The following is a 21,152-nucleotide window of genomic DNA, read 5'->3' on the forward strand; positions in this document are numbered from 1 at the left end:
GAAACCTCTCACCTCGGCCGACGTCGGACGGCCGAGGTAGCAGACGCAGTCCCAGCAGCGGCGGTCCGACGACGACCGGAACGGGGAGAACGGCATGGAGTTCCTGATCTTTCCGGACTGCCCGCAAGGGGCTGCCGTCGCCGAGACGGTCGCGGTGGGACCGGGCCGCAGGCTGATTCCGCATTCGTCCGGCCGGCCCTGGATCGTCGGCGCGTGGGCGGACGATGAGGTCTGCTGGGCCTCGGCCGGGTCTCGCCGCGTCGCGATCCTCGGTGTCTCCTCGGCGACCACACCGGACCTCGCCGCGAGGCTGGACCGGCCCGGCGGCGTCGATCTCGACCGGCTCCGCCGCGCGTCGGCAGGCAGCTTCCACCTGGTCGCATCGATCGACGGACGGGTGCAGGCACAGGGCACACTGTCCTCGGCCCGGCAGATCTTCCACACCAGGGTCCGGGGGGTCGTCGTGGCGGCCGACCGACCGCAGAGACTGGCCGCGTTGACGGGCGCCGACGTCGTCGACGAGCTGCTAGCCCTCCAGCTCGTCTCGCCCTTCGCACCATGGCCGTTGAACGACCGCTGTCTCTGGCGCGATGTCGAGGCACTGGCCGTGGGCTGCCGACTTGAACTGGACAATCGTGGTGTCGGGCGGACCGTGCGCTGGTGGACATCGCCACCACCGGACGTCTCGCTTGCCGAGGCCGCAGAACGGGTGGGCGCGGCACTCCACGACGCGGTGGCTGCACGCACCGGGACGAAGCGGTCGCTCAGCACCGATCTCTCCGGCGGGATGGACTCGACCAGTGTCTCCTTCCTCGCCGCCCGGCGGGTCGACCACTTCGTGACGACCCGGTGGGAGGCGGCGAACCCGGACGACGAGGACCAGTCCTGGGCGGCCCGGGCCGCCGCCTCGATTCCCCAGGCGAACCACGTCCTGCTCGGCAGGGCCGAGACCCCGATGAACTTTGCCGGGCTCGCAAGGTTCGATGCCGACGTCGAGGCGCCGTTCGCCTGGATCCGCACCAGGAGCAGGCTGGAACACCAGGCTCGACGGCTGGCCGCGCTCGGCTCGACCATGCATCTGACCGGACACGGCGGCGACGAACTGTTCTTCCCCACCCCGCCGCACCTGCACGCGCTCCTGCGCAGCGAGCCGTTGACCTCGATGCGATACCTGCGGGGCTATCGGTCGATGTACCGCTGGCCCGTGCGGTCCATGGTGACCGGCATCGCCCGCAACCCCAGCTTCGCCCGATGGCTGGCGGCCGCCGGTGCCACCCTCACCAAGCCCATCCAACAGATGCAGCGTGACCCGGACTTCGGTTGGGCCAGCCGGTTCCTGACCCCGCCGTGGATTTCGCCCGCGGGCGTGGACGCCGTGCGCGGGCTGCTTCGGACGACCGCGGCAGAAGACCCGGAGCCGATCTGTCCGCTGCGCCCCCAGCACGCGACGATGCAGGACGTCCGGAAGTGCGGCGAGTCCATCCGCCGGGTCGACCGCCTCACCTCCCGGTCCGGGGTGAGCTGGCAGGCGCCGTTCGTCGACGATCACGTCGTCGAGGCCTCGCTCGCGGTTCGGCTCGCCGAGTCGGCCACCCCCTACCGCTACAAGCCGGTGCTCGCCGCCGCGATGCGGGGTGTGGTCCCCGCCGAACTGCTGGGCCGGGGCACGAAGTCCGAGTACAGCGCCGACGCCTACACCGGTCTCCGGGCGTGCCGGAACGACCTGATCGACCTCTGCGACGACATGATCCTCGCCCGGCGCGGGCTGGTCGACGTCGACGCTTTCCGCTCGGCCCTGCTCGGTATGCACACCCTGTCGGCCGGGCTCAGCCTCGTCGTCGCGACGCTGGCCTGCGAGACGTGGCTGCGATCGTTGTCCGCCGGCGCGCAGGCCACGACGCTGACCGGAGGAACCCGATGACCTTCACCCTCACCCCGGACGTCTCCATGACCGACGTCGGCAACGGCATGGTGCTGCTGGACGAACGGGGCGGCCGATACTTCCAGCTCAACGAGACCGGCGCGGTCGTGTTGCGCAGAATCCTGGCGGGCGTCGCCGTGGACGAGGTGGTCGCCGAACTGTGCGCGCAGCACCCCGGCGCTGCGGGCCGAGTCGCCGCCGACGTCAGCGGGATCATCGACTCGCTGTGTGCCGCGAAGGTGGTCGTCCGATGACCATGCCCGTGATGCTCGAGCCCTCGGTGCGCGTCTCCTGGCGCCGCCGACTGGTCGCCAGGTTCGCCGTCGCGGCGGCGTGGCCCTTGATCCGGCTGTCCCCGCGTCGCCTCCGATCGGTGCTCCGCGTGCTCCGACGCGGTGCCCGCCCGTCCACCGCCGAGCAGGTCCTGGCGGCGCGAGACGCCGTTGTCTCGGTCAGCGTGCGCTGCGCGGGGCAGGGCTGTCTGCAACGGTCCGTCGCGGTGGTGCTGCTGGCCCGCCTGGGCGGCCGGTGGGCCGACTGGTGCACGGGAGTGTGCATCGAGCCGTTCCGCGCCCATGCGTGGGTGGAGGTGGACGGCACGCCGATCGGCGAACGCAACGACATCAAGGCCTATCGCACGGTGATGTCCGTTCCACTGCGGTGACCCGGCGGCGGGCCGCTCGCCGAGTGGACCCGAACGAAGGAGAGGACGCGCTCCATGACGAACTATCTGCTGATCGCGGACCGGTGTCTGATCGCCGTTGTCTTCGGCGTCGCGTTTTTCAGCAAGGTGCGCGGTGTGGCGGCGTTCCAGCAGTTCGCGGGCACGATCCGGACGCTCACGAAGTTCCGGCAGCCCGTCACGACGAGCATCGCCGTGCTGGTCGTGGCGGGGGAGGCCACGGCGATGATCCTGGTGGCGCTGCCCGGCACCGTCCGGCTCGGCTTCGCCATGGCCGCCGGTCTGCTCGCCGTGTTCATCGCGGTGGTGTTCCGGGCGATCCAGGTCGGCGTCCTCGCGGAGTGCCGCTGCTTCGGGCGCGGCTCGGTGATGAGCGGCGCGATGATCCTCCGGAACGTGCTGCTCATGGCTGCGGCCGTCACCGGCATCGCGCTGGCTCCCGGCGGGCAGGCCGCCGATCTCGGACTCCTCGTCATCGCCGTCGCGGCGGGAGTGGCGGTCGCGGTGTTCTTCATTCGCTATTACGACGCGCTGGTACGAGTGGTGCTCGGGCGGATGGCGCCGCAGGTCGAGGCGTGACCGTGCCCGAGACGATGATCGAGGCCGTCGACCTCGGAAAGCGGTTCGGCGCCGTGACCGCCCTGGCCGAGGTGAACCTCGCCGTGCCGCGCGGATCGGTGCTCGGCCTGCTGGGGCACAACGGCGCGGGGAAGACGACGCTGGTCAACATCTTCGGCACCCTGGCCCATCCCAGCTCCGGGTCCGCGCGGATCGCCGGGCTCGACGTGGTCGATCAGGCCGCCAAGGTCCGCAGCCTGATCGGACTGACCGGCCAGTTCGCCGCGCTGGACGAGAAGATCTCCGGGCTGGACAACCTCGTCATGATCGGACGCCTGCTGGGCGCAGGCCGCCGAGAGGCCCGACGCCGAGCCGACGAGCTGGTGGAGTTGTTCGACCTCACGGCGGTCGGGACGAGGCTGGCCCGGACCTACTCGGGCGGGATGCGTCGTCGCCTCGACCTGGCACTCGGGCTGGTGGGACGTCCTGAGGTCATCGTGCTCGACGAGCCGACCAGCGGCATGGACCCGACGAGCAGGCTCGGTCTCTGGCAGACCGTGCAGGAGATGGCCCGCAACGGCAGCACGGTGCTGTTGACCACCCAGCATCTGGACGAGGCCGACCGGCTCGCCGACGTGATCACCGTCCTCTCCGGCGGTCGGGTCGTGGCCACCGGCACGCCTGCGGAGCTGAAGGCTCGGGTGGGCAGGCGCGCCGTCACCGTACGGCTGCCCGCACCCGAGATGACCAGGGCCGTGGCCGCGCTGCGGGCCGCCGGCCTGCACCCGGTCCGAGGGGAGGAGCCCGGCACCGGACTCACGGTCGCGGTCGAGGCCGCCCGTGAGATCACTGCCGTGGTGCGTGCCCTCGACGCGGCGGGCATCGAGGCGGAGGAGCTGGGGCTGACCGAGCCGGGGCTGGACGAGGTCTACCTCTTCGTCATGAACAACGGCGTCGCGCATTCCAGTTGACTCGATCAGGGGAGGTCCGGCGATGCCGGTCGACTCGACAGGCGAGGTGGACTCGCCGAGTGCAGGAAACCCGACCGGTCCGCCGCGCACGGTGAGCGTGCGCCCCTCGGACACCATCGGTCGGACGGGCGGCGCGGCGGGCCCTGCGCTGCGGGGGACGTCGATCCGTGGTCAGGTCCTCATCCTGGCAGGCCGGTCGCTGCGTGCGGTGCTGCGCGATCCACGACTGATCCTGGCCAATCTGCTGGCACCGCTGCTGATGCTGGTGGTGTTCAGCCAGATCTTCGGCAGTGTGGCGCAGACGCCGAGCTTCCCGGCCGACACGAACTACGTCGACTTCCTGGTGCCCGCGATCCTGATCAACGCGACGCTGCAGACGGCGATCAGCAGCGCCTTCGGCCTGGCCGACGACATGACCTCCGGCATCGTCTCGCGATTCCGTTCGCTGCCGGTCTGGCCGGGTTCCATCCTGCTGGCGAGGAGTCTCGCCGATCTGGTCCGCAGCGCGGTGCAGCTGTTGCTGATCCTGATCCTGGCCGCCGCACTGCTGGGATTTCGGCCGCCCGGCGGGATACCGGGCACGATCGCGGCCTGGGGACTCGCGCTGGCGGTGGGCACCGGACTCGGCTGGATCTTCATCGCCGTCGCCTGCCGGGTGCGCGACGTCGAACTCATGCAGGGCACGGCCACCCTGCTCACCTTCCCCCTGATGTTCTGCTCGAACGCCTTCATCCCGTCCGAGGGTCTGCCGGGCTGGCTGCGCACCGCCGCCGAGATCAATCCGATGTCCTACGGCATCGACGCGGCCCGTGCCCTGGTCCTCGACCGTCCGGTCGGCAGCGGTGCGATCACGGCGATCGTCATCAGCGTCGTGGTCGGCGTCCTGGCGGGCGTGATCGCCGTTCGGGGCTTCCGGCGTCCCCTGTGAACAGGGCCCCGATCGGCCCCCCGTGATCAGACGCCCGTGATCGGGATGGACTCCGGCAGTGCCTTCGCTGCATCGAGCGGTCGGCGCGTGTGTCGCCGTTGGACGGGGTCGCGAGCGTCGACCGGGCGTGCTGCCCGCCTGCGGTCGGCGCCCCGTCGCGTGGCGCCCTGTCCTCTGCGCAGGCCGACGGCACGGAACCTGAGAATCTCCACGCCGGGCAGGCACCATCGCGCGGAGGTTCGTCCTCCGTGGACGGACTCTGGCGATCAGGGCGGCGAGGGGCCGAGACGACGACTCGGTGCCGATCCGGCGCGTCGAGCCGCCATCCCGTCGGCGAGGCCCGACGCCGACCGAGCCTCAGAGCCTGTCTTCAATCCCCAGTTTCCTGTTGCGCGAGGCAGGCGGCGGCGATCTGCGGCGTTGTCGTCAGTCAACATAACTCCGTTATGTCTCTTTCCTCCGCCTTGCAGCTCATCCACGCTGATCCCCGCTCACGACTCCAGGGGGATCACAGACAGGCTCTCAGACCGTGACGGCGGCCCGGTCGAGCGCAAAGGCCTCGGCCAGCAGGCCGTAGGACCGGAGGCGATCTTCGTGCCCCGCGACCTGGGTGGTGACCATCAGTTCGTCGGCGCCCGACGTGGCGATCAGCTGGTCGAGCCCGGCCCGAACCGTCTCCGGCGAGCCGACGAAGCGGGCCGCGCTCTGCTGCGCGACCAGGGCCAGGTCATCTGCCGTGTAAGGGTAGTCGGCGGCCTCCTGCGGGGAGGGCAGCGGCCGGTCGCGGTCGCCGTTGCGCAGGCGCACGTAGAGCAGCGAGGCAGGCGCGGCAAGGCGGCGGGCCGCCTCGTCCGTCTCGGCACACACCGCTCCCACCGAGATCACGGTGCGCGGCGCCGGGAGCAGGCCGGTCGACCGGAACGCCGACCGGTAGACCTCCAACGACGGTCGGGCGTGCTGCGGATTGATGTGGTGGGCGTAGGCGAACGGGAGCCCGAGCATGCCCGCCAGCGCAGCGCTGCGCCTGCTGACGCCAAGCAGCCACGGTTGCGGCCTGCTGTCGCGGGCGGGGACGGCCGAGACCACCCGCTCGCCGTCGCCGCCTCGTCGATCGCCGAAGTTCCGGAGCAGCTCGCCGAGCTGTGCGGGGAAGTCCTCGACCTCGGGTCGGCGCAGCGCCGCCCCCGTTGCAGGGTCTGCGGCGGGGGCTCGACCGATGCCAAGGTCGATCCGACCGGGATGCAGCGCCTCCAGCGTTCCGAACTGCTCCGCGACCACCAACGGCGGGTGATTGGGCAGCATCACGCCGCCGGAGCCGACTCGGAGCGTGGTCGTGACTCCCGCCACGGCGGCGATCAGCACCGCAGGCGAGCAGCTGGCGACGCTCGCGACGTTGTGGTGCTCGGCGAACCAATACCGGTGATAGCCGAGTGCCTCGACCTCGCGGGCCAGCCGGACGCTGTCGCGCAGCGCCTCGGCGGGGGAGGAATCCGCGCCGACCGGGGCGAGATCGAGTACGGAGAGGGGGACTGGCGCCGATGTCATGACTTCCCTTTCACCCGGATGATCGAACGCGGAGACCGGAGAGTTCCCGGGACGCTATGACATCTCGCCTGCCTGCTTCTTGCTCCCGGCTTGCCTCCCCCGCGTGCCGTCGTGTTCCGTTCGGTCCCGATCCGCCGTCGTCCGGGGAGAACCTCCTGCCGCACCGGCAGCCGCCGTGAGGACACGACGCCGCCGATCCTCAGACGCGCGATGGCGGCAGAGCCTCGTCGACAGGCAAGCCCGAGACAAGGGCCGCGCAACCCGCACCGCTTATCGTCGAGTGACGTATATCGAAGTCTGCCGACCGGACACCTGACCAGGAAGGCGCCCGTCATGATCGCGGAGTTCCCGAAGACGGCGGCGAAGACGACAGTCGAGCGGCCGACCGGATTCCGGCAGGCGGTCCTGCGGGAGCGACTCCGCAGCCGAAACCGGTCTCGACCGATCGGATGCCCGCTGATCGCGCGGAAGGCGAGCGACCCTCGGCGACTCGTGACCTCCGGAGCACGTCGGGAGTGGTGGTCTCCGCGCCTCGCCCGCCCTGACGATCTCGCGCGCTCGCCCGGCCCGCTGTCTTCGATGTCGCCCGCCGATGGGTGAGCGCCGAGGCGGGATGCGATTCCGTGTTCTCGGCCCGTTCACCGTGTCCACCGCCGACGGCAGGGCGGTGGTCCTCGGCGGCGAGAAGCCGCGCACCATGCTGGCGGCGCTGCTCCTGGCCGACGGCCGGATCATGACCGACGACCTGCTGATCGAGGTGCTGTGGGGCGGGCGTCCGCCTGCGACGGTGCGGGCCCAGCTGCACACCTACGCCTCCCGCCTCCGCGCGGCCTTGGCACCCGAGGCGAGGCTGGTCCGATGCGGCGCAGGCTACCTGCTGGACATCGGCGACCGGCGCTCCGACGCCGAGGACTTCGCTCGGCTGAGTCGCCTCGGGCATCGCGAACTGGCCGAGGGGCGACCCTCCTCGGCGGTGGGCTGGCTGCATGCGGCATTGGGCCTCTGGAGAGGTCCGGCGTTGGCCGACGTCACCGAGGCGCTGCGGGATCTCGAGACGCCCAGGCTGGAGGAGATGCGGCTGGCCGCGCTGGAGGATCGGATCGAGGCACGCCTGGCCCTCGGTGAGCACTCGCATGTCGTGCCGGAGCTGGTCGAGCTGGTCGCCCGCTGTCCGCTGCGGGAGCGCCTGCGTGCCCAGCTCATGACCGCCTTGCAGCGCAGCAACCGTCGCGCAGACGCGCTGGGCGTGTACGGACAGGGGCGGCTGATCCTGGATCGGGAACTCGGCATCGGTCCCGGCACGGTACTGCGCGACGCCTACCGTCGGGTGGTCCGAGTCGACGGTGCCTCGGCCGCCGACCACTAGCGGCCTCGGCGACGCACCGGCCGGGCCCGCCGTGTCGCGGTCCCTGGCGGTGCGCATCAGGATCAGGCCCGCACGGAGTCGTGTTCCGCCGGGTAAGGCCACGCCCGGAAGGCCTCGTCGGTCTGCCTGCTGGTGCGGGGCAGCCAGATCCGACGCAGCCTGCCCACCGTCTCCCGAGGCAGCGGCGGATTGATCTCCCTCGCCTCGGGCTCGGCGATCGACTGGAGCGCCCAGGCGAGGCCGATCAGCGGGTCGATTCGGGCCCATCGTGCGCGATCGATGTCCAGGACCATCATCGCGCGCAGGAACCCGTGCCACAGGTGATAGCTCAGCGTCGGATCACCCTCCATCATGTGCACCTCCAACTCGAACTCGGCGCGACGAGGGTCGAAGAGCAGCCCCTGACCGAAGAACGAGAAGGCGTCGATGAGCCGAGGGGACTGCGGGTGGTAGAAGGCGTCGAACACGCCGAGCTGAACTCGGGAGAGGGCCTGCAGCGGTGCCCGAATCGGGGCGACGAACTCGGCGAACTCGGCCGAGTATCCCGGTGACGCACTCAGCTCGAGCCAGGTGTCATAGATCAGCTTGACGAAGCCGTCGCCGAACACCGCATGCATCTCGACGAAGGCCTGCTCGACCTCCGGAATCCGGTGATACAGCGTGATGTCGTCGAACTGATACCACATCTCGTTGGCCCGTCGGTCGCCACTCATGCCCGGCACCGGTGGCAGATCCTGGTCGAATTCGTCGGCGGCCGAGGCCGCCCCCGGCCGGATCGTCATCCCGGTGAGGATTCCCGCTCCCACCGAGGCGAGGGACATCGTCAGCAGACGTCGCCGATCGAGGTGCTGAGCCATCGTCGACTCTCCGTTCTCTCCTGCGGCCTGAATGCTGGGCAGCACGATAAGAGCGGTCGCTATATTCGAACTATCACCGCGCGCCCGCCCGCTGTTCGGCGGTGGTCGCCCGGCTCGCGCTCCTCGGCCTTCAGCCTGCTCCGCCGTGCCGGTCGTCGCCGCGCCTGCCTGCGCCTCGTTTCGCGAGCCGGGGGAGCGGGGTACACGGGCAAGTGGAAGCCGAATCACGATCCTATGAAGGAGGCAGCCTTGACCACTATCACCGAGTCGATCGACGTCGACGTGGACGTGTCCGCCGCCTACGACCAGTGGACGCAGTTCGAGTCCTTTCCGCGCTTCATGGAGGGGGTCGAGGAGATTCGTCAGATCGACGACACGCACACCCATTGGCGGGTCGGATTCGGCGGCGCCCATCGTGAATTCGACGCGACGATCACCGAGCAGCACCCGGACGAACGGGTCGCCTGGAAATCCGACCACGGACCGACCCACGCAGGCGTGGTGACCTTCCATCGCCTGGCCGATGCCAAGACGAGGGTCACCGCGCAGTTCGACATCGATCCGCAGGGATTCGTCGAGAAGGCAGGCGACAAGCTGGGTATCGTCGACAACCGGGTGAAGGGCGACCTGGCACGGTTCAAGCAGTTCATCGAGAACCGGGATGGTCGGCCGACTGGGAGCTGGCGAGGGGACGTGAGTCCGCCAGGGCGATGACCTCAGGCGCTCGATCGGCAGGCGCGTCGTGCAGGGAGCGCAGCAGATCGGCGAGACCATGTCGGGCCCGGCCGGTGAGTCGAGGGCTGGTGGTCACGCGGGCACCGGAGTCGAAACGCAGCAGATAGCCCGCCTGCTCCAGCCTTCGCCACAGATCATGATCCTCACCGGTCGGGACCGGCCCGAAGCCGCCGACCGACGCGTAGGCGTCGGCGCGGACCGCCAGGTTGGCGCAGTAGACGTTCCCGTGCCCCTCTCGGCGCCGGACGCCGTCGATGACCCGCTGGTAGCGGGCACGGGCGTGCGGCGACAGCGACAGCAGGTCGAGGTCGGCCATCCCCGCGATCGCGTGGCTGCCCTCGGCCGCGCGGGCCACGTGCTCTCGCGCCCATCCTGAATCGACCGTCGAATCGGCGTCGGTGTTCAGCAGGAGGGTGCGCGACGGGGAATGCCCGCGCAGCAGCGGGCGCAGGGCACGAACGCCGTGATCCCGGACGAGTCCGATGGGGAGTTCTCGGCCGTTCGACTCCACCAGCCCGGCCCGCCAGCCACCGAACGCGGCCCTGGCGACGGCTGCCGTGTCGTCGGTACAGCGGTCGGCGACGACGCAGACGGCCCGTCCGAGGCGTGGAGGAAGCTCCAGGAGCGCGCGGCGCAGCGCCTGGAGACACGCCCCGAGCAGGCAGCCCTCGTCACGAGCCGGGATCACGACACCGACGGCCGTGATCATCGGCGCTCCAGCACGTGAAGGAGGAACTCGTCCTCCACGTGCTCGATCAGTGGAGTCAGCGCCGGATGCGCGAGCAGCCTGCGGTGGACATCCTCGCCGTCGCGCGGCGCCTCGGGCGGCCAGGACCGCCAGTGCACGGCAAGCAGGTGGCCGCCGGGGCGTAGGCAGGCGACGGACGCCTCGATCGTCGCGGTCAGGTCTCGGTCGTCGAGGTAGTACAGGATCTCGCTGTACACCAGGAGATCCTGCGGACCCGGCGGCAGATCGGCGGGCAGCGATCCCACTCTGACGTCGACGGACGACCGACCGCTGCACGCGAAGCGCGTCCGCTCCACCGCCGAGGCGATCGGGTCGAAGGCCAGCAGCCGGTCGCAGCGCTGCGCAAGCACCAGGGTGAGTGCGCCGATGCCGCAGGCAGGCTCGACGGCGCAGCCGTACCGCCGAGCAGGCAGGGCGGCCGACACGATCGCCCGTCGGCGAATCTCGTACCAGTCTGTCGAGACCCGCCAGGGGTCGGCGTCGCGTGCATAGAGTTCGGCGAATCGGTGTTCCGGTGCCGACGTGCGCGGCGGCTCGCGGAAGACGATCTCGGTGTCCCGCTCGAAATGGGCGAGCACTGCCGGCGGCAGGATCGGCTCCTCCCCGCGCGGGCCCGGTGTGAGCTGCGAGGCGAAGGCGGCGATGCCCGCGCTCTTGCGCTGTCGGTCGGTCTCGGAGAGTCGGAGCCGGCAGGCGCGATCCCAGGGGATCGATGCATCGTCGGGATGGAGCCGGTGCCACAGCCAGATCGGATAGGACCAGCAGTGGGCGCCGACCGGGGCGGCCGCCAGCATCGCGAGGCCTGCCGCCTGATGGTCGGGGTGCGGATCATCCGGCCACGGGGCAAGACAGAGATCACGGCCCTTCGCGAGTTCGCCGAGTCTCTCGGTCAGCTCTCGGCGGTGGCGGGACAGGCCGGAGTCCGGGAGACCCAACCAGACCGGCCGCACCGCGTCGAGGCCCTGTGCATCGAGCGACTCGTTCAGTTCGCGGCGGCGGGTCTCGGCCAGTTGCGACTTCTCGGCCGGTGTCGAGTCGGGGAACGCGCCCTCCCCGTCGGTGGCCAGGACCAACGTCACCTCGATGCCGTCGTCGTGTAGGCGGTGCAGCAGACCGCCGACGCCCAGCGTCTCGTCGTCGGGATGCGCGGCGACCACCAGCGCACGGGAGAAGTCCTGGAGGCGGAAGGCGCGGAGGTCTCGGGCGGCTAGGGCTGCCTGCCACTCGTCCTCGACGACCGGGCTGCTCATCGGTCGTGCTCCCCGGCCAGCACCCGGCGCCCGAGCGTTGCGAGATCACGTTCCGCGTGATGCTGACGAACGTAGACGAGCAGGTCGGCCAGCCGTTGCGCGAACCGTCGATCTCGACACATCGGCGTCGGGCCGGCGACCTTCGGAGCCCGGTCCAGCACCTCGCAGGCGGTGCGCTCGGCGGCGGCACGACAGGTCTGGATGAGTGTCTCCAGCTGGTCGGGCCGGTCGAGGTGGTCCCGACCGGCGGAGCCTGCGGAGTCTCGGGTCGGTTGATCGATCAGTTCGGCTGCTCGTGCCAGGAGTGCCTCGGTCGCCCGCACGGTGGTGTGCAGTGCGCCGAGATGAGCGCACTGGTGTTCGTCGACGTGCTCGCGCTCGACCAGCCAGGTCCGCACGGAGTCGACGATCCCGGCCGCGCCGCCGAGCCAGACCGCCGCGACGCCGCCGCCGCCGAAGGCGAAACCCGGCCGGGTGACATACCAGCCGGGTGGTCCGACGAGGGCGTCCGCCTGTACCTGGACTTGGTCGAACTCGACGTCGGCGCTGTCGGAGGCGTCCATGCCGACGGCCTGCCAGCTGTCCGGCCGGGCGCGGACGCCCTCGGCAGACAGGTCGACCTCGACGAGCCGGTCGCCCGCCACCACCAGAGCTCGGTCCAGGACGGTGGCGCCGGAGCAGAAGCGCACCGTGCCCGAGAGGCCGCCGTCGGTCAGCTGGGCACCGGTGCCCGAGGAGCGGGCGGCCCAGACGCCGTACAGCGCATCCGGGACCGGTGTTCGGCCCGCTTCGGCAAGGATCGCCAGCGCGTCGGTGTGTCCCTCCGCCAGCCTCGCCAGCACCAGGTCTCTCCTGCCCAGGGCGGCCAGCGCCGCCCACCGCCCGACGGTGTCACCGGCACCGGGCCGAGGCAGTTCCAGTTCGCCCGCCGCAGCGATGGCACGCAGTTCGGCGGCCACCGACGAGGTCGTCCTCGAACCGGGCAGCGGCTTCGGTGGTGCTGACTCGAGCAGCGGGGGCATCGGGGCGGCCTTCGGAGTCGGCATGCCCTCTCAACTACCCCGCAGCGTGTTGATTAAGCGGTGCGCGGCTTTGTGCCTGGGGAGACACGCGATGCCCGTGTGGGTGAGCGGGCGGGCGATGCCGTTGCCGTGCTGCCGATGTCTGGGCGGCGCGATGATCCGTTTCACCGGCCTGCGACACGGGTATTCGGTCGTCGAGTGTCGCGACGCAGGCGCTGCCCTGCGGTCGTCCCGGGGTATCGCCACGGTTTCGACGAGCCTCCCGGGCAGGCGGCGAGCCGTCTCGCCGTCGCCTGCGGCCGAAGCGGAGCCGGGAGCCGGTCCGGCGGCTGACCAGATCCCGGGCCTTGCCGACCGCCCGCACGACGGAATGCCCGCACGACGGACCCGAATCAGGAGGAGTCATGCCGGAATCGAACGCCAAGCAGCCGCGTCAGCAGCAGAAGCCCCCGGGTGTCACGGCGGACATGGAGCCCCGGCCGCGTGACGCCATGGCCGACTACGAGGGTCGAGGACTGCTCTCGGGCAGACGGGCGTTGATCACCGGTGGCGACTCGGGGATCGGCCGTGCCGTCGCGGCCGCCTTCGCCAAGGAGGGCGCCGACGTGGCCGTCGCCTACCTGACGGAGCACGACGACGCGGAACGGACCGCCGCACTGGTGCGCGCCGAGGGCCGTCGCTGTGTGCTGCTCCCCGGCGACCTCGCGGATGTCGCACAGTGTCGTGAGGTCGTCGATCAGACCGTGCGGCAACTCGGCGGGCTGGACATCCTGGTCAACAATCTCGCGACGCAGCGGCCGGTCGACTCGCCGGAGGAGATCACCGACGAGCAGTGGCTGCACACCTTCGACGTGAACATCCACAGCTACTTCCGGGTGACGTCGGCGGCGCTGCCGCACCTGGGTGACGGGAGCGTCATCATCAACACCGGCTCGGTGAACGGCCTGCGCGGCAACAAGTCCCTCATCGACTACTCGGCCACCAAGGGCGCGATCCACGCCTGGACCTACGCGATGGCGCAGGCCCTGGCCGATCGGCGAATCCGGGTGAACTGTGTGGCGCCGGGGCCGGTGTGGACGCCGCTCATCCCGGCCACCTTCCCGGCGGAGAAGGTGAAGGAGTTCGGGAGCCAGGTTCCGTTCGACGAGGCGGCGCACCCCGACGACCTCGCGCCGTCCTACGTGTTCCTCGCCTCGAATCGGCTCTCCGGCTATTACAGCGGCGAGGTGATCGCCGCGCTCGGCGGGGAGACCACGCCGGGCTGATGTCGGCGCGGTGACCGGGGTCGCCCGGCGGCCGACGTCGAGCCTGTGCAACGGGATGCCTCGTCCGGCAGGCGCGGAGATTCGCGCCCTATTCGGCGGGATACCGCTGCGCGCGCAGGAGCCGGGCGAGATGGGCCGCATTGCGGGCCGCGGTCTTGTTCGTGGCGGCGACTGCCGAGGGCGTCTCGTCGAGATCCTGGTAGTCGACCGGCTTCATGGCCTCCCCGTTCCAGTAGGTCGAACCCTGCGCGGGAATGCTGAATCCCACGTCGTTCAGGCCCTGGAACAGGTCTGCGATGATCTTGTGCGCGCCGTCCTCATTACCGACGACGGCGGCGATCGCGACCTTGCCGAACATCGCGGGGCGGCCTTCGTCATCGGTGTCGGAGAGTGCGGCGTCGAGTCGTTCCAGCACCCGTTGCGCGATGCTGGACGGGTGACCGAGCCACGTCGGCGTCGAGATCAACAGGATGTCGGCGTCCGCGATCCTGCGGCGGATCTCCGGCCAGGCATCGCCGCCGCCCATGTCCGTCTCCACACCTGCCCGGACGTCGTGATCGGCGACCCGGATCAGCTCGCCGGTCACGTCGTGCTCGGCGAGCTGATCCAACACCTGCTGGGCGAGCAGACTGCTGCTGGATCGGGCGGGAGAGGGTTTGAGACTGCAGACGAGTGCCAGTGCGCGAAGGGCGGTCATGATCTGCTCCTGTCGCCGTCCTCGTGGAATCGGGTCAGGCAGTGCACGAACAGCTCTGGTTCGGCGAGCGTCATGGTCAGCGCCGGATGGCGGACCGTCCCGAACGGCTCGATGCCGGTGACGGGCTCGTGGAATCGGACGCAGGCCCCTCGGCCTGCACCGGTGCCGAAGGTCAGTCCGCGATCCGCCAACGAGAGCCGGGGACCCACCGACCTGGCCGCGCGATAGGGCCCGGTCACCTCGGCAGGCAGCAGGTTCGCGAGCGGTGTGCGTACCCGCCACGGACCGAAGCGGACGTCGAGTCCGTCGGCGCCCACGACCACGCCGCTGGTGGTGGGCCGCACACCGATCGCGGCGAGCAGCAGTCGAAACCGAGGGTCGAAGGCGAACCGCAGCAGGCACGGAGCCGCCGTCGACCCGAACGCGTCGGGATTCATGCCGCTCGACTACCCCGTGCCGTGCCGCCGGACACCTCGGCTCCTGGGTTGCTGACCCGGCCCCGCGCGATGCGAGCAGGGCAGGACGTCGGTGGTGTGATCGCCCACCGACGGGGCAGCAGGGACTCGTGTGGCGCCCGACCGCTCGAAGTCGCGGTAGTGACCGATGGTGTCCGGGGTTCCAGTCGATTCGCCTCGCGTGGCGGCTGACGGACGTCCGACGGTGGACGCGTCCGCAACCGGCGTGGCCGGACCCAGGGAGGCGGTGGGGCGGCCGCGCTCCCGGGGTCCGGACGCGGCCCTACACCGCGACGGTGCGGTGCCTCGGCTTCAGCCCGGTCAGCTCGCGCAGGACCTCCGAGGCCGTCACGGGATGCAGTTCTTCGAAGCTCCGCCCGCCCACGATCCGGATGTCGCCGAGCTGTTGATCGCCCCACATGTCCGGCATGCCGACCGTGATGCCCGGCGAGATGGTCACCACGATGTCGCCGCCGCCGGGCAGCGGTCTGGTGATCTCGTGCTCGATTCCGGCGTCCATCGGCGCTCCTCGCTGCCAGCCGCGTCTGGTCAGGCTCAGCAGGCCGCCGAGCTCCACCTCGGCGTTCGTGAACCGCTCCAGCCTCGAACCTGCCTGTTCGCTCTCGTCGAGCCGGTACACCGGTCGGCCCAACTGTGGGAACGGTTGGAGGAGCTCGTAATCGGCGAACACCCCCGACCACGTCGCCACGTCGTCGGCCAGCGACAGCGGGTGCGCCACCAGCACCTGGGCATCCGCAGGCAACTCGAACACGTCGTCGTGCACGTCGGCCAGAGTGCCGTCCTCGGCGACCCGGAACGACGGCCCGTCCTCGGCGATCCACACGAGGCGCCGCACGAGGTGCTGCAGCAGCGGGTGCCCGACGAGCAGCCGGTGGAACTCGGCGGCGGACCACTGGCGCATCACCACCATCGCGTCTTCCAGCCTGCGAATCTGATCGGAGGCGATCGCCCGCACCTCCTTCTTCAGCTGCCCGAACCGCTTGTGCTCGGCTGGGGCGAGTTCCGGATCGTCTTTGGCGCCCGGCTTGGGCAGGGCCTTGCGCCGCGCACCTTTCCCGTCCAGCACGTACGGCGTGAGCTGCTCGTCGAAACCGATGGTGAAGCTCCGCGGCCCGTAATCGATCACCAATCTGCCTGCGGCGTCCAGGCCGAAGTCCGGCACCAGCCGGTCGGACAGCTGCTCGCCGGTCAAGCCGAGCTCGGCCGCCACCTCTCGGATCTTGTTCTCGGCGCGTTGCCTGAGCCCGCCGAACTTCGCCCGCCGCGCGATGGTGTTCAGGGCGATCAGGGCCGCGTCGGTGCCGATCGCCGTCAACACGTCGAGCCCCGACACCGCCCTGGCGTGCTGTCCCTCGCCGGGCCACGTTCGAATCAGCGGAGTCAGCCTCGCCACCACGTCGTCGTCACCCAGCAGGCCGAGCGCCGTCATCACCCAGCGGTCTTTCGATGGCATCCCGTTCGCCTGCCACAGCAGGAACACCTCCCACGAAAAACGAGCCAGCGACGTGGGCTCGCACGCCTCGCGGACGATCTCCACACCGGCGTACACGTCGTCGGGGGTGCTCAACGCCAGGATGGTGAGCAGCAGGCCGGTGGCCTCGAGCGGCAGCGCCTGGTCCGTTCCGCGCAGGAGCACCCTCGGGAACATCTGCGGTGCCGCCCACTCACCGGGGACCGGAATCCTGGCAGGCAGCAGAGACAACGGGTCGACGCCGAGGAAGGCGTCGATCGCCTTCTCCGCCTCGGGGCCGTGCTCCCGCGCCGCCTCCCGCGCCTGCTGCGGAATCAGTCGCACCATCGCCTCCGCTGCCCTGCGCCGGGCACCTGCGGGACCGAGAGCGACGGGCACCAGGAACCGACCCGCGTGAACGGCGTGGCGACGCAGCCACGTCATGACCAGCTCACGCGACGACTTGTACCGCACCAGCCGGTCCGCGAGGAGCTCTGCCACCTCGACGCAGACCATGGGCAGGACCAGCTTGTCCGGCTTCTCGCCCGCGATGAGGTGCAGAACGGTCGGAAACGCATCGACCCCGAACCGAGCCAGCAGCACCTTGGACAGCCTGACGTGGTGGAACGGTCCCGTCGGACGCCACTCGGACACCAGCGGACGGAGTTCCTCGACCGGTCCCGTCTCGAACATCACGACCTGCCGGTGGTGGTCGAGCCTCCCGGCCCGGAAGTCCTCGATCGCTGCTCGCCAGTCCGTCTCCCGGTGATGGTAGGAGAAGGCGGCCGCCGCCCATTCGGCCTCCTCGCCCGGCGCCCACGCCACGGCCCGGTACGCCGGCACCACGAGGTCCTTGACCACCACCGGTGTGACAGCCTTCCGCCGCACGGTCCACGGGGGCGTGACCAGGACGGCGGGCAGCGCCTCGACCGGCGCCTCCTGGACGCTCGCGGCCGCCGTGCGCAGCTGCCCGACGATCGCGCGTGTCTCCTCGGTCTCCTCGATTCGATCGGCAAGCTCGGGGTAACGCCGCAGCTGATCCGCCAACAGCGAACGAACCGCAGGCTCCCGAGCCGAGGCGAACCGCCGGAGCGCCAGCAGCGGGTACCTGCGGGCCATGTCGAGCACGGTGGGCAGCACCTGCTTCTTGTCCAACCGGACCAGCAGCAGATCGAAGGCCTCCGCAGTCGGGAACGCGGCGAGCGTATCCAAGATCAGCTCACGCTCGTCCCCGTAGAGGTTCTTGTCGAGGCGCGGCGCGATCATCGGGGCGAGGTCGGGGCCGATGCCGTCGGCCAGGGTGTGCAGGAATTCCTGGCGCTCCAACTCCCACAGGATCTTCCGGTTCGAACTCAGCCGGATCAGCTGGGCGATCGAGGTGAAGGAGCACAACACCATCGACGTGTCCGAGAGCGTGTCGGTCCGCTCCATCTCGTCGCAGAGCTCGTCGACCCAGTCCTGTCTCGTCGGCACGAGGTATGCGGCGACGCACCTGGCGAGCAGGTCGACGCGGTGGGGCGCCAGCGCGGACACCGCCGCCTCGTACGCGGCCTCCGACGTCGCGGCGAGAAGCGAGCGCACTCGCCGCGCAATCGCCTTGTTGATCCCGCTGTTGTGCGGTCGCCCCTGCACTTTCCGGAGTACTTCGGCCCGGCCCCGGTTGATGCGTTCCCGATGTACCTCGATCCGGTAGAGCTCGATGGCCGCACGGGCGGCGAAGGCCAGGCCGTGCTCCAGCACCCACGCGTCGGGCAGCAGCCGAAGCTCGGGCTTCAGTCTCGCATCGTCGGCCACCAGCGCGGCCACCGCTGCGGCGCCCGTCGGCGTCACGTCCCCGGCGAGATGGGCACGGACCACGTCGACCAACTGTCCGTCGCTCTCCGGATGGTCGAACACGACCTCCAGATCCGACTTCGCGCCTGCCACGGTGGCCCGTACCTTCTCCACCGCGTCGGGCTCGGGAACGGCGTCCCACCGCACCCGTCCGCCGCGCCGCTCGTGGACGTGCGGCCACCACCTGGCGGGCACGGTGAACACGGGATTCTCCAGCGACTGGTCGACGGGCTGAGCGGGCTGCCCCGGCGAGCCTGCTGCCTCGGCTGCGGGGCTGACCGGGTCCGACGACTGTGTCGGTGCCGGAGCAGCCTGCCAGATCACTGCTCGGTAGCCCTTCTTCTCCTTCTCCGCGATCAGCCTCATGACCTGAGCGGACGCGGCGGCCTCGGAGCCGAAGGAGGTCGTCTTCGTCTGCCCGGCGGCGCCGCTCCATCCGAATCGGACGGTCACCTCGGCTCCGTCGGTGGCGACCTCCCAGAACCTGTCCGAACCGTCACCGACGAGTTCCCACCTGCGCACGCCATGCTCCCTGTCCTCTGAGGTGGTTGGGAACCCTAATGATCGACGCCGACTCTTCGGCGTGGCGCGAGTCCGGCGTCGGGTCGTCTCACGCCGACGCGGCCTGCCACAGGTGCATCGCGGCATAGGCGCGCCACGGTGCCCATCTGGTGGCGTGGTCGGCCAGGGCACGGTGCGCCGCCTGCTTCGACAGGTCCGGGTCGAGCAGACCGAGAGCAGTGGCCCCCGCGACCAGCGCGACGTCCCCCGGCAACCAGGCATCGGGTTCCCCGAGCACGCGCATCGCGAGGTAGGACGCGGTCCACGGGCCGATCCCCGGTCGACTCACGAGCTGCTCGCGAAGCGATTCGGTATCGGCGCCGACGTCGACGCACAGTTCGCCGTCGGCCAGGGCGCGCGCCGTGGTGGTGACGGTGCGCACCGACCGGCCGGGAAGCCGCAAGGGGCGGTCGGGGTCCCCCGGCTCGCCCACCGCAGGCGCGGCCACCCCGGCCGCGATGTCGGCAGGCGTGGGGAAGAGTCGGTTCAGCCCGGTGATGGAGGAGGTATAGGGCGTGCCCAGCGTCGCAGTGAGACGGGTCAGGTGAGTACGGGCTGCGGCCACGGATATCTGTTGTCCGACGATCGCGCGGATGACGAGTTCGTGCGGGTCCACCGCGCCGGGCAGCCGGATTCCCGGCGTGGCCGCGACGAGCGGCGCCAGCACCCGGTCCGAGGACAGCGCGGTGTCGACGGCGACCGGGTCCGAGTCCAGATCCAGCATTCGTCGCACGCGCGCCACGGCGGTGGCGACGTCGGCAAGGGAAGACAGCTCCAGCGTCGCCTGGACTCGCCATCCTGCGCCTGCGTCGGTCGCCACGATCTCCACCGCGCCCGGTCCGTGCGGCAGGACGAGCGTGCGGGCGTACCGCAGCCTGTCCTCGTCGGCGACCTCGGCGACCTCGACGCCACCGACCGCGCGCGCCGCCAGGAACCGGAACAGCCCCGGCGCGTCGAACGGCTGCCGCATTGGCAGCGCCAGGCTGAGCCGCACCGGGGCTCCGCCCTCCGGCGCGCTCTCGTCGGCGACGGACTCGACGGCGCCACGCCTGCCTCTGGCCCGCAGCTCGCCGGGCCGAGCGGCGAACACCTCCAGGATGGTGTCGTTGAACTGCCGCACCGAGCCGAAGCCGGCGGCGAACGCGACATCGGCCAGTCGGAGGTCCGTTCCGACGAGCAGACTGCGCGCCGTCTGCGCCCGCCGTGCCCTGGCCAGCGAGAGTGGTCCGGCACCGAGTTCCGCCGACAGCAGGCGGTGCACATGCCGCCCGCTGTAGCCCAGGCGTGCGGCCAGGCTCTCCACGCCTTCGCGGTCCACGACGCCGTCGACGATCAGCCGCATGGCACGGCCGGCCAGATCACGACGCAGGTCCCATTCCGGGGTGCCGGGCGCCGCCTCGGGCAGGCAGCGTCGGCACGCGCGATAGCCGGCCTCGTGGGCGGCTGCCGAGGTCAGGAAGAACGTGACGTTCTGCATCTTCGGGGTGCGTGCCGGGCATGACGGCCTGCAGTAGATGCCGGTCGAGGAGACGGCCGTGAAGAACTGGCCGTCGAAGCGGGTGTCGCGGGCATCGATCGCCCGATAACGCTCGGCGAACGCCGGATCGCCCATCGCGCAGCGCCCTCCGCCGTCCGGCACACTCGATCGCCGCGCACCCTGGTCGGTGAGCATGGCCGCCTTCCCGGTTCGCTCGGGCATCAGCGGCCGTCGCCCGTCGGCAGGACGCCGGCAGGCCGGTCCGGTGACCAGTCGACCCCGGCACTCGCGGTCTGGACGGCCGGGGCGCCTGCGGTTCCCCTGCGCGGGGTGTCCGTCCCGGCCCGGGGGTGGGCGGTGGCGAGTGGCCGCGAGGACTCGTGCAGGCCGTCCCGGCGACGGTCCTCGGCGGCGAGTGTGGTGTTCACGGCGTCCATTCCACCGCTCCGACGCGGCCTGGTCTAGCGGATTTCGGACATTGGCCTGAGGCCGGTAGGCAGGGCTGCTGCGGGGGGATCGAGCGGCGGCCGGGAGTTCCTTCCCCGCCATGCCGAAGTGGATCTGGTGGGTGACGGCACCCGTCATCGCGGTGCTGTTGACAGTCTTGGCCTGTGCGGGACGCGGCGCCTGCCTACCCGGCCAGGTTCGGCTCGGGAACGGACGGCGTCTTCACGGTCACCAGGGTGGTGAGCGGCCCCGCGCTGCGATGTCGGCGCATTCGCGGCGTGACCCCGTCCACAGGTCGTCGCCCGCAGTTCACCGCTCACCGAGGTGCGCCGGAGCCGTGCACACCGCTTTCTCCGCCTGATC

Annotated in this window: 19 protein-coding genes; 9 read left to right on the top strand and 10 right to left on the bottom strand. The window is 70.7% G+C overall.

Translation table 11 applies throughout. The features are described 5' to 3' along the window. Positions 1-94 precede the first annotated feature (94 nt). The 6 genes from UA75_RS07750 to UA75_RS07775 are packed head-to-tail and all read left to right on the top strand — an operon-like array spanning position 95 to position 5,060. Positions 95-1,921 (top strand): asparagine synthase-related protein, encoded by a 1,827-nt coding sequence (locus UA75_RS07750; RefSeq protein WP_075739673.1) that lies wholly within the window; start codon positions 95-97, stop codon positions 1,919-1,921. Then, positions 1,918-2,175, top strand: coding sequence for a lasso peptide biosynthesis PqqD family chaperone (locus tag UA75_RS07755; protein ID WP_075739674.1), 258 nt, complete (start codon positions 1,918-1,920; stop codon positions 2,173-2,175). The genes UA75_RS07750 and UA75_RS07755 overlap by 4 nt, the downstream gene beginning before the upstream one ends. After that, entirely contained in the window at positions 2,172-2,585 is a 414-nt protein-coding gene (locus UA75_RS07760; protein WP_075739675.1) for a lasso peptide biosynthesis B2 protein, read from the top strand. Before UA75_RS07755 ends, UA75_RS07760 begins: the two co-directional genes overlap by 4 nt. Positions 2,586-2,639: 54 nt before the next feature. Further along, positions 2,640-3,182: a MauE/DoxX family redox-associated membrane protein gene (locus UA75_RS07765; RefSeq protein ID WP_075739676.1), complete on the top strand. Its 543-nt coding sequence runs from the start codon at positions 2,640-2,642 to the stop codon at positions 3,180-3,182. Further along, complete coding sequence (locus UA75_RS07770; protein ID WP_318533347.1) at positions 3,179-4,132, top strand: ATP-binding cassette domain-containing protein; 954 nt, start codon at positions 3,179-3,181, stop codon at positions 4,130-4,132. Before UA75_RS07765 ends, UA75_RS07770 begins: the two co-directional genes overlap by 4 nt. Before the next feature lie 22 nt (positions 4,133-4,154). Beyond that, positions 4,155-5,060: an ABC transporter permease gene (locus tag UA75_RS07775; RefSeq protein ID WP_083690650.1), complete on the top strand. Its 906-nt coding sequence runs from the start codon at positions 4,155-4,157 to the stop codon at positions 5,058-5,060. 522 nt (positions 5,061-5,582) lie between these two features. Here the strand turns inward: UA75_RS07775 and UA75_RS07785 are convergent. Beyond that, positions 5,583-6,605: an LLM class flavin-dependent oxidoreductase gene (locus UA75_RS07785; RefSeq protein ID WP_075739678.1), complete on the bottom strand. Its 1,023-nt coding sequence runs from the start codon at positions 6,603-6,605 to the stop codon at positions 5,583-5,585. Positions 6,606-7,197: 592 nt separating this feature from the next. Here UA75_RS07785 and UA75_RS07795 point away from each other — a divergent pair. Further along, complete coding sequence (locus UA75_RS07795; protein ID WP_232251176.1) at positions 7,198-7,971, top strand: AfsR/SARP family transcriptional regulator; 774 nt, start codon at positions 7,198-7,200, stop codon at positions 7,969-7,971. Between the two features lie 62 nt (positions 7,972-8,033). On the opposite strand, the gene UA75_RS07800 is transcribed toward UA75_RS07795, so the two are convergent. Next, positions 8,034-8,828 (bottom strand): hypothetical protein, encoded by a 795-nt coding sequence (locus UA75_RS07800; RefSeq protein ID WP_075743535.1) that lies wholly within the window; start codon positions 8,826-8,828, stop codon positions 8,034-8,036. A 249-nt stretch (positions 8,829-9,077) separates the two neighbouring features. On the opposite strand from UA75_RS07800, the gene UA75_RS07805 reads away from it, so the two are divergent. After that, a complete protein-coding gene (locus UA75_RS07805) occupies positions 9,078-9,542 on the top strand; it encodes an SRPBCC family protein (RefSeq protein WP_075743536.1) in 465 nt (154 codons plus the stop codon). Here UA75_RS07805 and UA75_RS07810 read toward each other — a convergent pair. Genes UA75_RS07810 through UA75_RS07820 form a run of 3 tightly spaced genes read right to left on the bottom strand, consistent with a single transcriptional unit; the run spans position 9,475 to position 12,607 of the window. Continuing rightward, on the bottom strand, positions 9,475-10,272 hold the full coding sequence (locus UA75_RS07810) for a glycosyltransferase (protein ID WP_075739681.1): 798 nt from the start codon (positions 10,270-10,272) through the stop codon (positions 9,475-9,477). The two genes, UA75_RS07805 and UA75_RS07810, sit on opposite strands and share 68 nt — an antisense overlap. Beyond that, positions 10,269-11,561, bottom strand: coding sequence for a bifunctional PIG-L family deacetylase/class I SAM-dependent methyltransferase (locus UA75_RS07815; protein WP_075739682.1), 1,293 nt, complete (start codon positions 11,559-11,561; stop codon positions 10,269-10,271). The genes UA75_RS07810 and UA75_RS07815 overlap by 4 nt, the downstream gene beginning before the upstream one ends. Beyond that, positions 11,558-12,607, bottom strand: coding sequence for an acyl-CoA dehydrogenase family protein (locus tag UA75_RS07820; RefSeq protein ID WP_232237669.1), 1,050 nt, complete (start codon positions 12,605-12,607; stop codon positions 11,558-11,560). The genes UA75_RS07815 and UA75_RS07820 overlap by 4 nt, the downstream gene beginning before the upstream one ends. 380 nt (positions 12,608-12,987) lie before the next feature. On the opposite strand from UA75_RS07820, the gene UA75_RS07825 reads away from it, so the two are divergent. Then, positions 12,988-13,848: an SDR family oxidoreductase gene (locus UA75_RS07825; protein WP_075739683.1), complete on the top strand. Its 861-nt coding sequence runs from the start codon at positions 12,988-12,990 to the stop codon at positions 13,846-13,848. 88 nt (positions 13,849-13,936) lie between these two features. Here UA75_RS07825 and UA75_RS07830 read toward each other — a convergent pair whose 3' ends face one another. The 5 genes from UA75_RS07830 to UA75_RS07850 form a co-directional block, all read right to left on the bottom strand. After that, positions 13,937-14,545, bottom strand: a complete 609-nt coding sequence (locus UA75_RS07830; RefSeq protein WP_075739684.1) for a flavodoxin family protein — start codon at positions 14,543-14,545, stop codon at positions 13,937-13,939. Then, entirely contained in the window at positions 14,542-14,982 is a 441-nt protein-coding gene (locus tag UA75_RS07835; RefSeq protein WP_075739685.1) for a hypothetical protein, read from the bottom strand. Before UA75_RS07835 ends, UA75_RS07830 begins: the two co-directional genes overlap by 4 nt. Positions 14,983-15,283: 301 nt before the next feature. Then, complete coding sequence (locus UA75_RS07840) at positions 15,284-18,826, bottom strand: DUF4132 domain-containing protein (protein WP_075739686.1); 3,543 nt, start codon at positions 18,824-18,826, stop codon at positions 15,284-15,286. Between the two features lie 88 nt (positions 18,827-18,914). Further along, a complete protein-coding gene (locus tag UA75_RS07845; RefSeq protein WP_318533294.1) occupies positions 18,915-20,564 on the bottom strand; it encodes a DNA-3-methyladenine glycosylase 2 family protein in 1,650 nt (549 codons plus the stop codon). Continuing rightward, on the bottom strand, positions 20,564-20,770 hold the full coding sequence (locus UA75_RS07850; RefSeq protein ID WP_157434054.1) for a hypothetical protein: 207 nt from the start codon (positions 20,768-20,770) through the stop codon (positions 20,564-20,566). Before UA75_RS07850 ends, UA75_RS07845 begins: the two co-directional genes overlap by 1 nt. Positions 20,771-21,152 lie beyond the last annotated feature (382 nt).

It is taken from the genome of Actinoalloteichus sp. GBA129-24 (assembly GCF_001941645.1).
GTDB classification, from domain to species: Bacteria; Actinomycetota; Actinomycetes; order Mycobacteriales; family Pseudonocardiaceae; genus Actinoalloteichus_A; species Actinoalloteichus_A fjordicus.

What these genes read in the sequence shown, in the direction of transcription:
- UA75_RS07760 (WP_075739675.1), top strand. Translation starts at nt 2,172, where the DNA reads ATGACCATGCCCGTGATGCTCGAGCCCTCGGTGCGCGTCTCCTGGCGC.
- UA75_RS07835 (WP_075739685.1), bottom strand. Translation starts at nt 14,982, where the DNA reads ATGAATCCCGACGCGTTCGGGTCGACGGCGGCTCCGTGCCTGCTGCGG.
- UA75_RS07765 (WP_075739676.1), top strand. Translation starts at nt 2,640, where the DNA reads ATGACGAACTATCTGCTGATCGCGGACCGGTGTCTGATCGCCGTTGTC.
- UA75_RS07820 (WP_232237669.1), bottom strand. Translation starts at nt 12,607, where the DNA reads ATGCCGACTCCGAAGGCCGCCCCGATGCCCCCGCTGCTCGAGTCAGCA.
- UA75_RS07755 (WP_075739674.1), top strand. Translation starts at nt 1,918, where the DNA reads ATGACCTTCACCCTCACCCCGGACGTCTCCATGACCGACGTCGGCAAC.
- UA75_RS07775 (WP_083690650.1), top strand. Translation starts at nt 4,155, where the DNA reads ATGCCGGTCGACTCGACAGGCGAGGTGGACTCGCCGAGTGCAGGAAAC.
- UA75_RS07750 (WP_075739673.1), top strand. Translation starts at nt 95, where the DNA reads ATGGAGTTCCTGATCTTTCCGGACTGCCCGCAAGGGGCTGCCGTCGCC.
- UA75_RS07830 (WP_075739684.1), bottom strand. Translation starts at nt 14,545, where the DNA reads ATGACCGCCCTTCGCGCACTGGCACTCGTCTGCAGTCTCAAACCCTCT.
- UA75_RS07825 (WP_075739683.1), top strand. Translation starts at nt 12,988, where the DNA reads ATGCCGGAATCGAACGCCAAGCAGCCGCGTCAGCAGCAGAAGCCCCCG.
- UA75_RS07785 (WP_075739678.1), bottom strand. Translation starts at nt 6,605, where the DNA reads ATGACATCGGCGCCAGTCCCCCTCTCCGTACTCGATCTCGCCCCGGTC.
- UA75_RS07795 (WP_232251176.1), top strand. Translation starts at nt 7,198, where the DNA reads ATGGGTGAGCGCCGAGGCGGGATGCGATTCCGTGTTCTCGGCCCGTTC.
- UA75_RS07815 (WP_075739682.1), bottom strand. Translation starts at nt 11,561, where the DNA reads ATGAGCAGCCCGGTCGTCGAGGACGAGTGGCAGGCAGCCCTAGCCGCC.
- UA75_RS07845 (WP_318533294.1), bottom strand. Translation starts at nt 20,564, where the DNA reads ATGCCCGAGCGAACCGGGAAGGCGGCCATGCTCACCGACCAGGGTGCG.
- UA75_RS07810 (WP_075739681.1), bottom strand. Translation starts at nt 10,272, where the DNA reads ATGATCACGGCCGTCGGTGTCGTGATCCCGGCTCGTGACGAGGGCTGC.
- UA75_RS07800 (WP_075743535.1), bottom strand. Translation starts at nt 8,828, where the DNA reads ATGGCTCAGCACCTCGATCGGCGACGTCTGCTGACGATGTCCCTCGCC.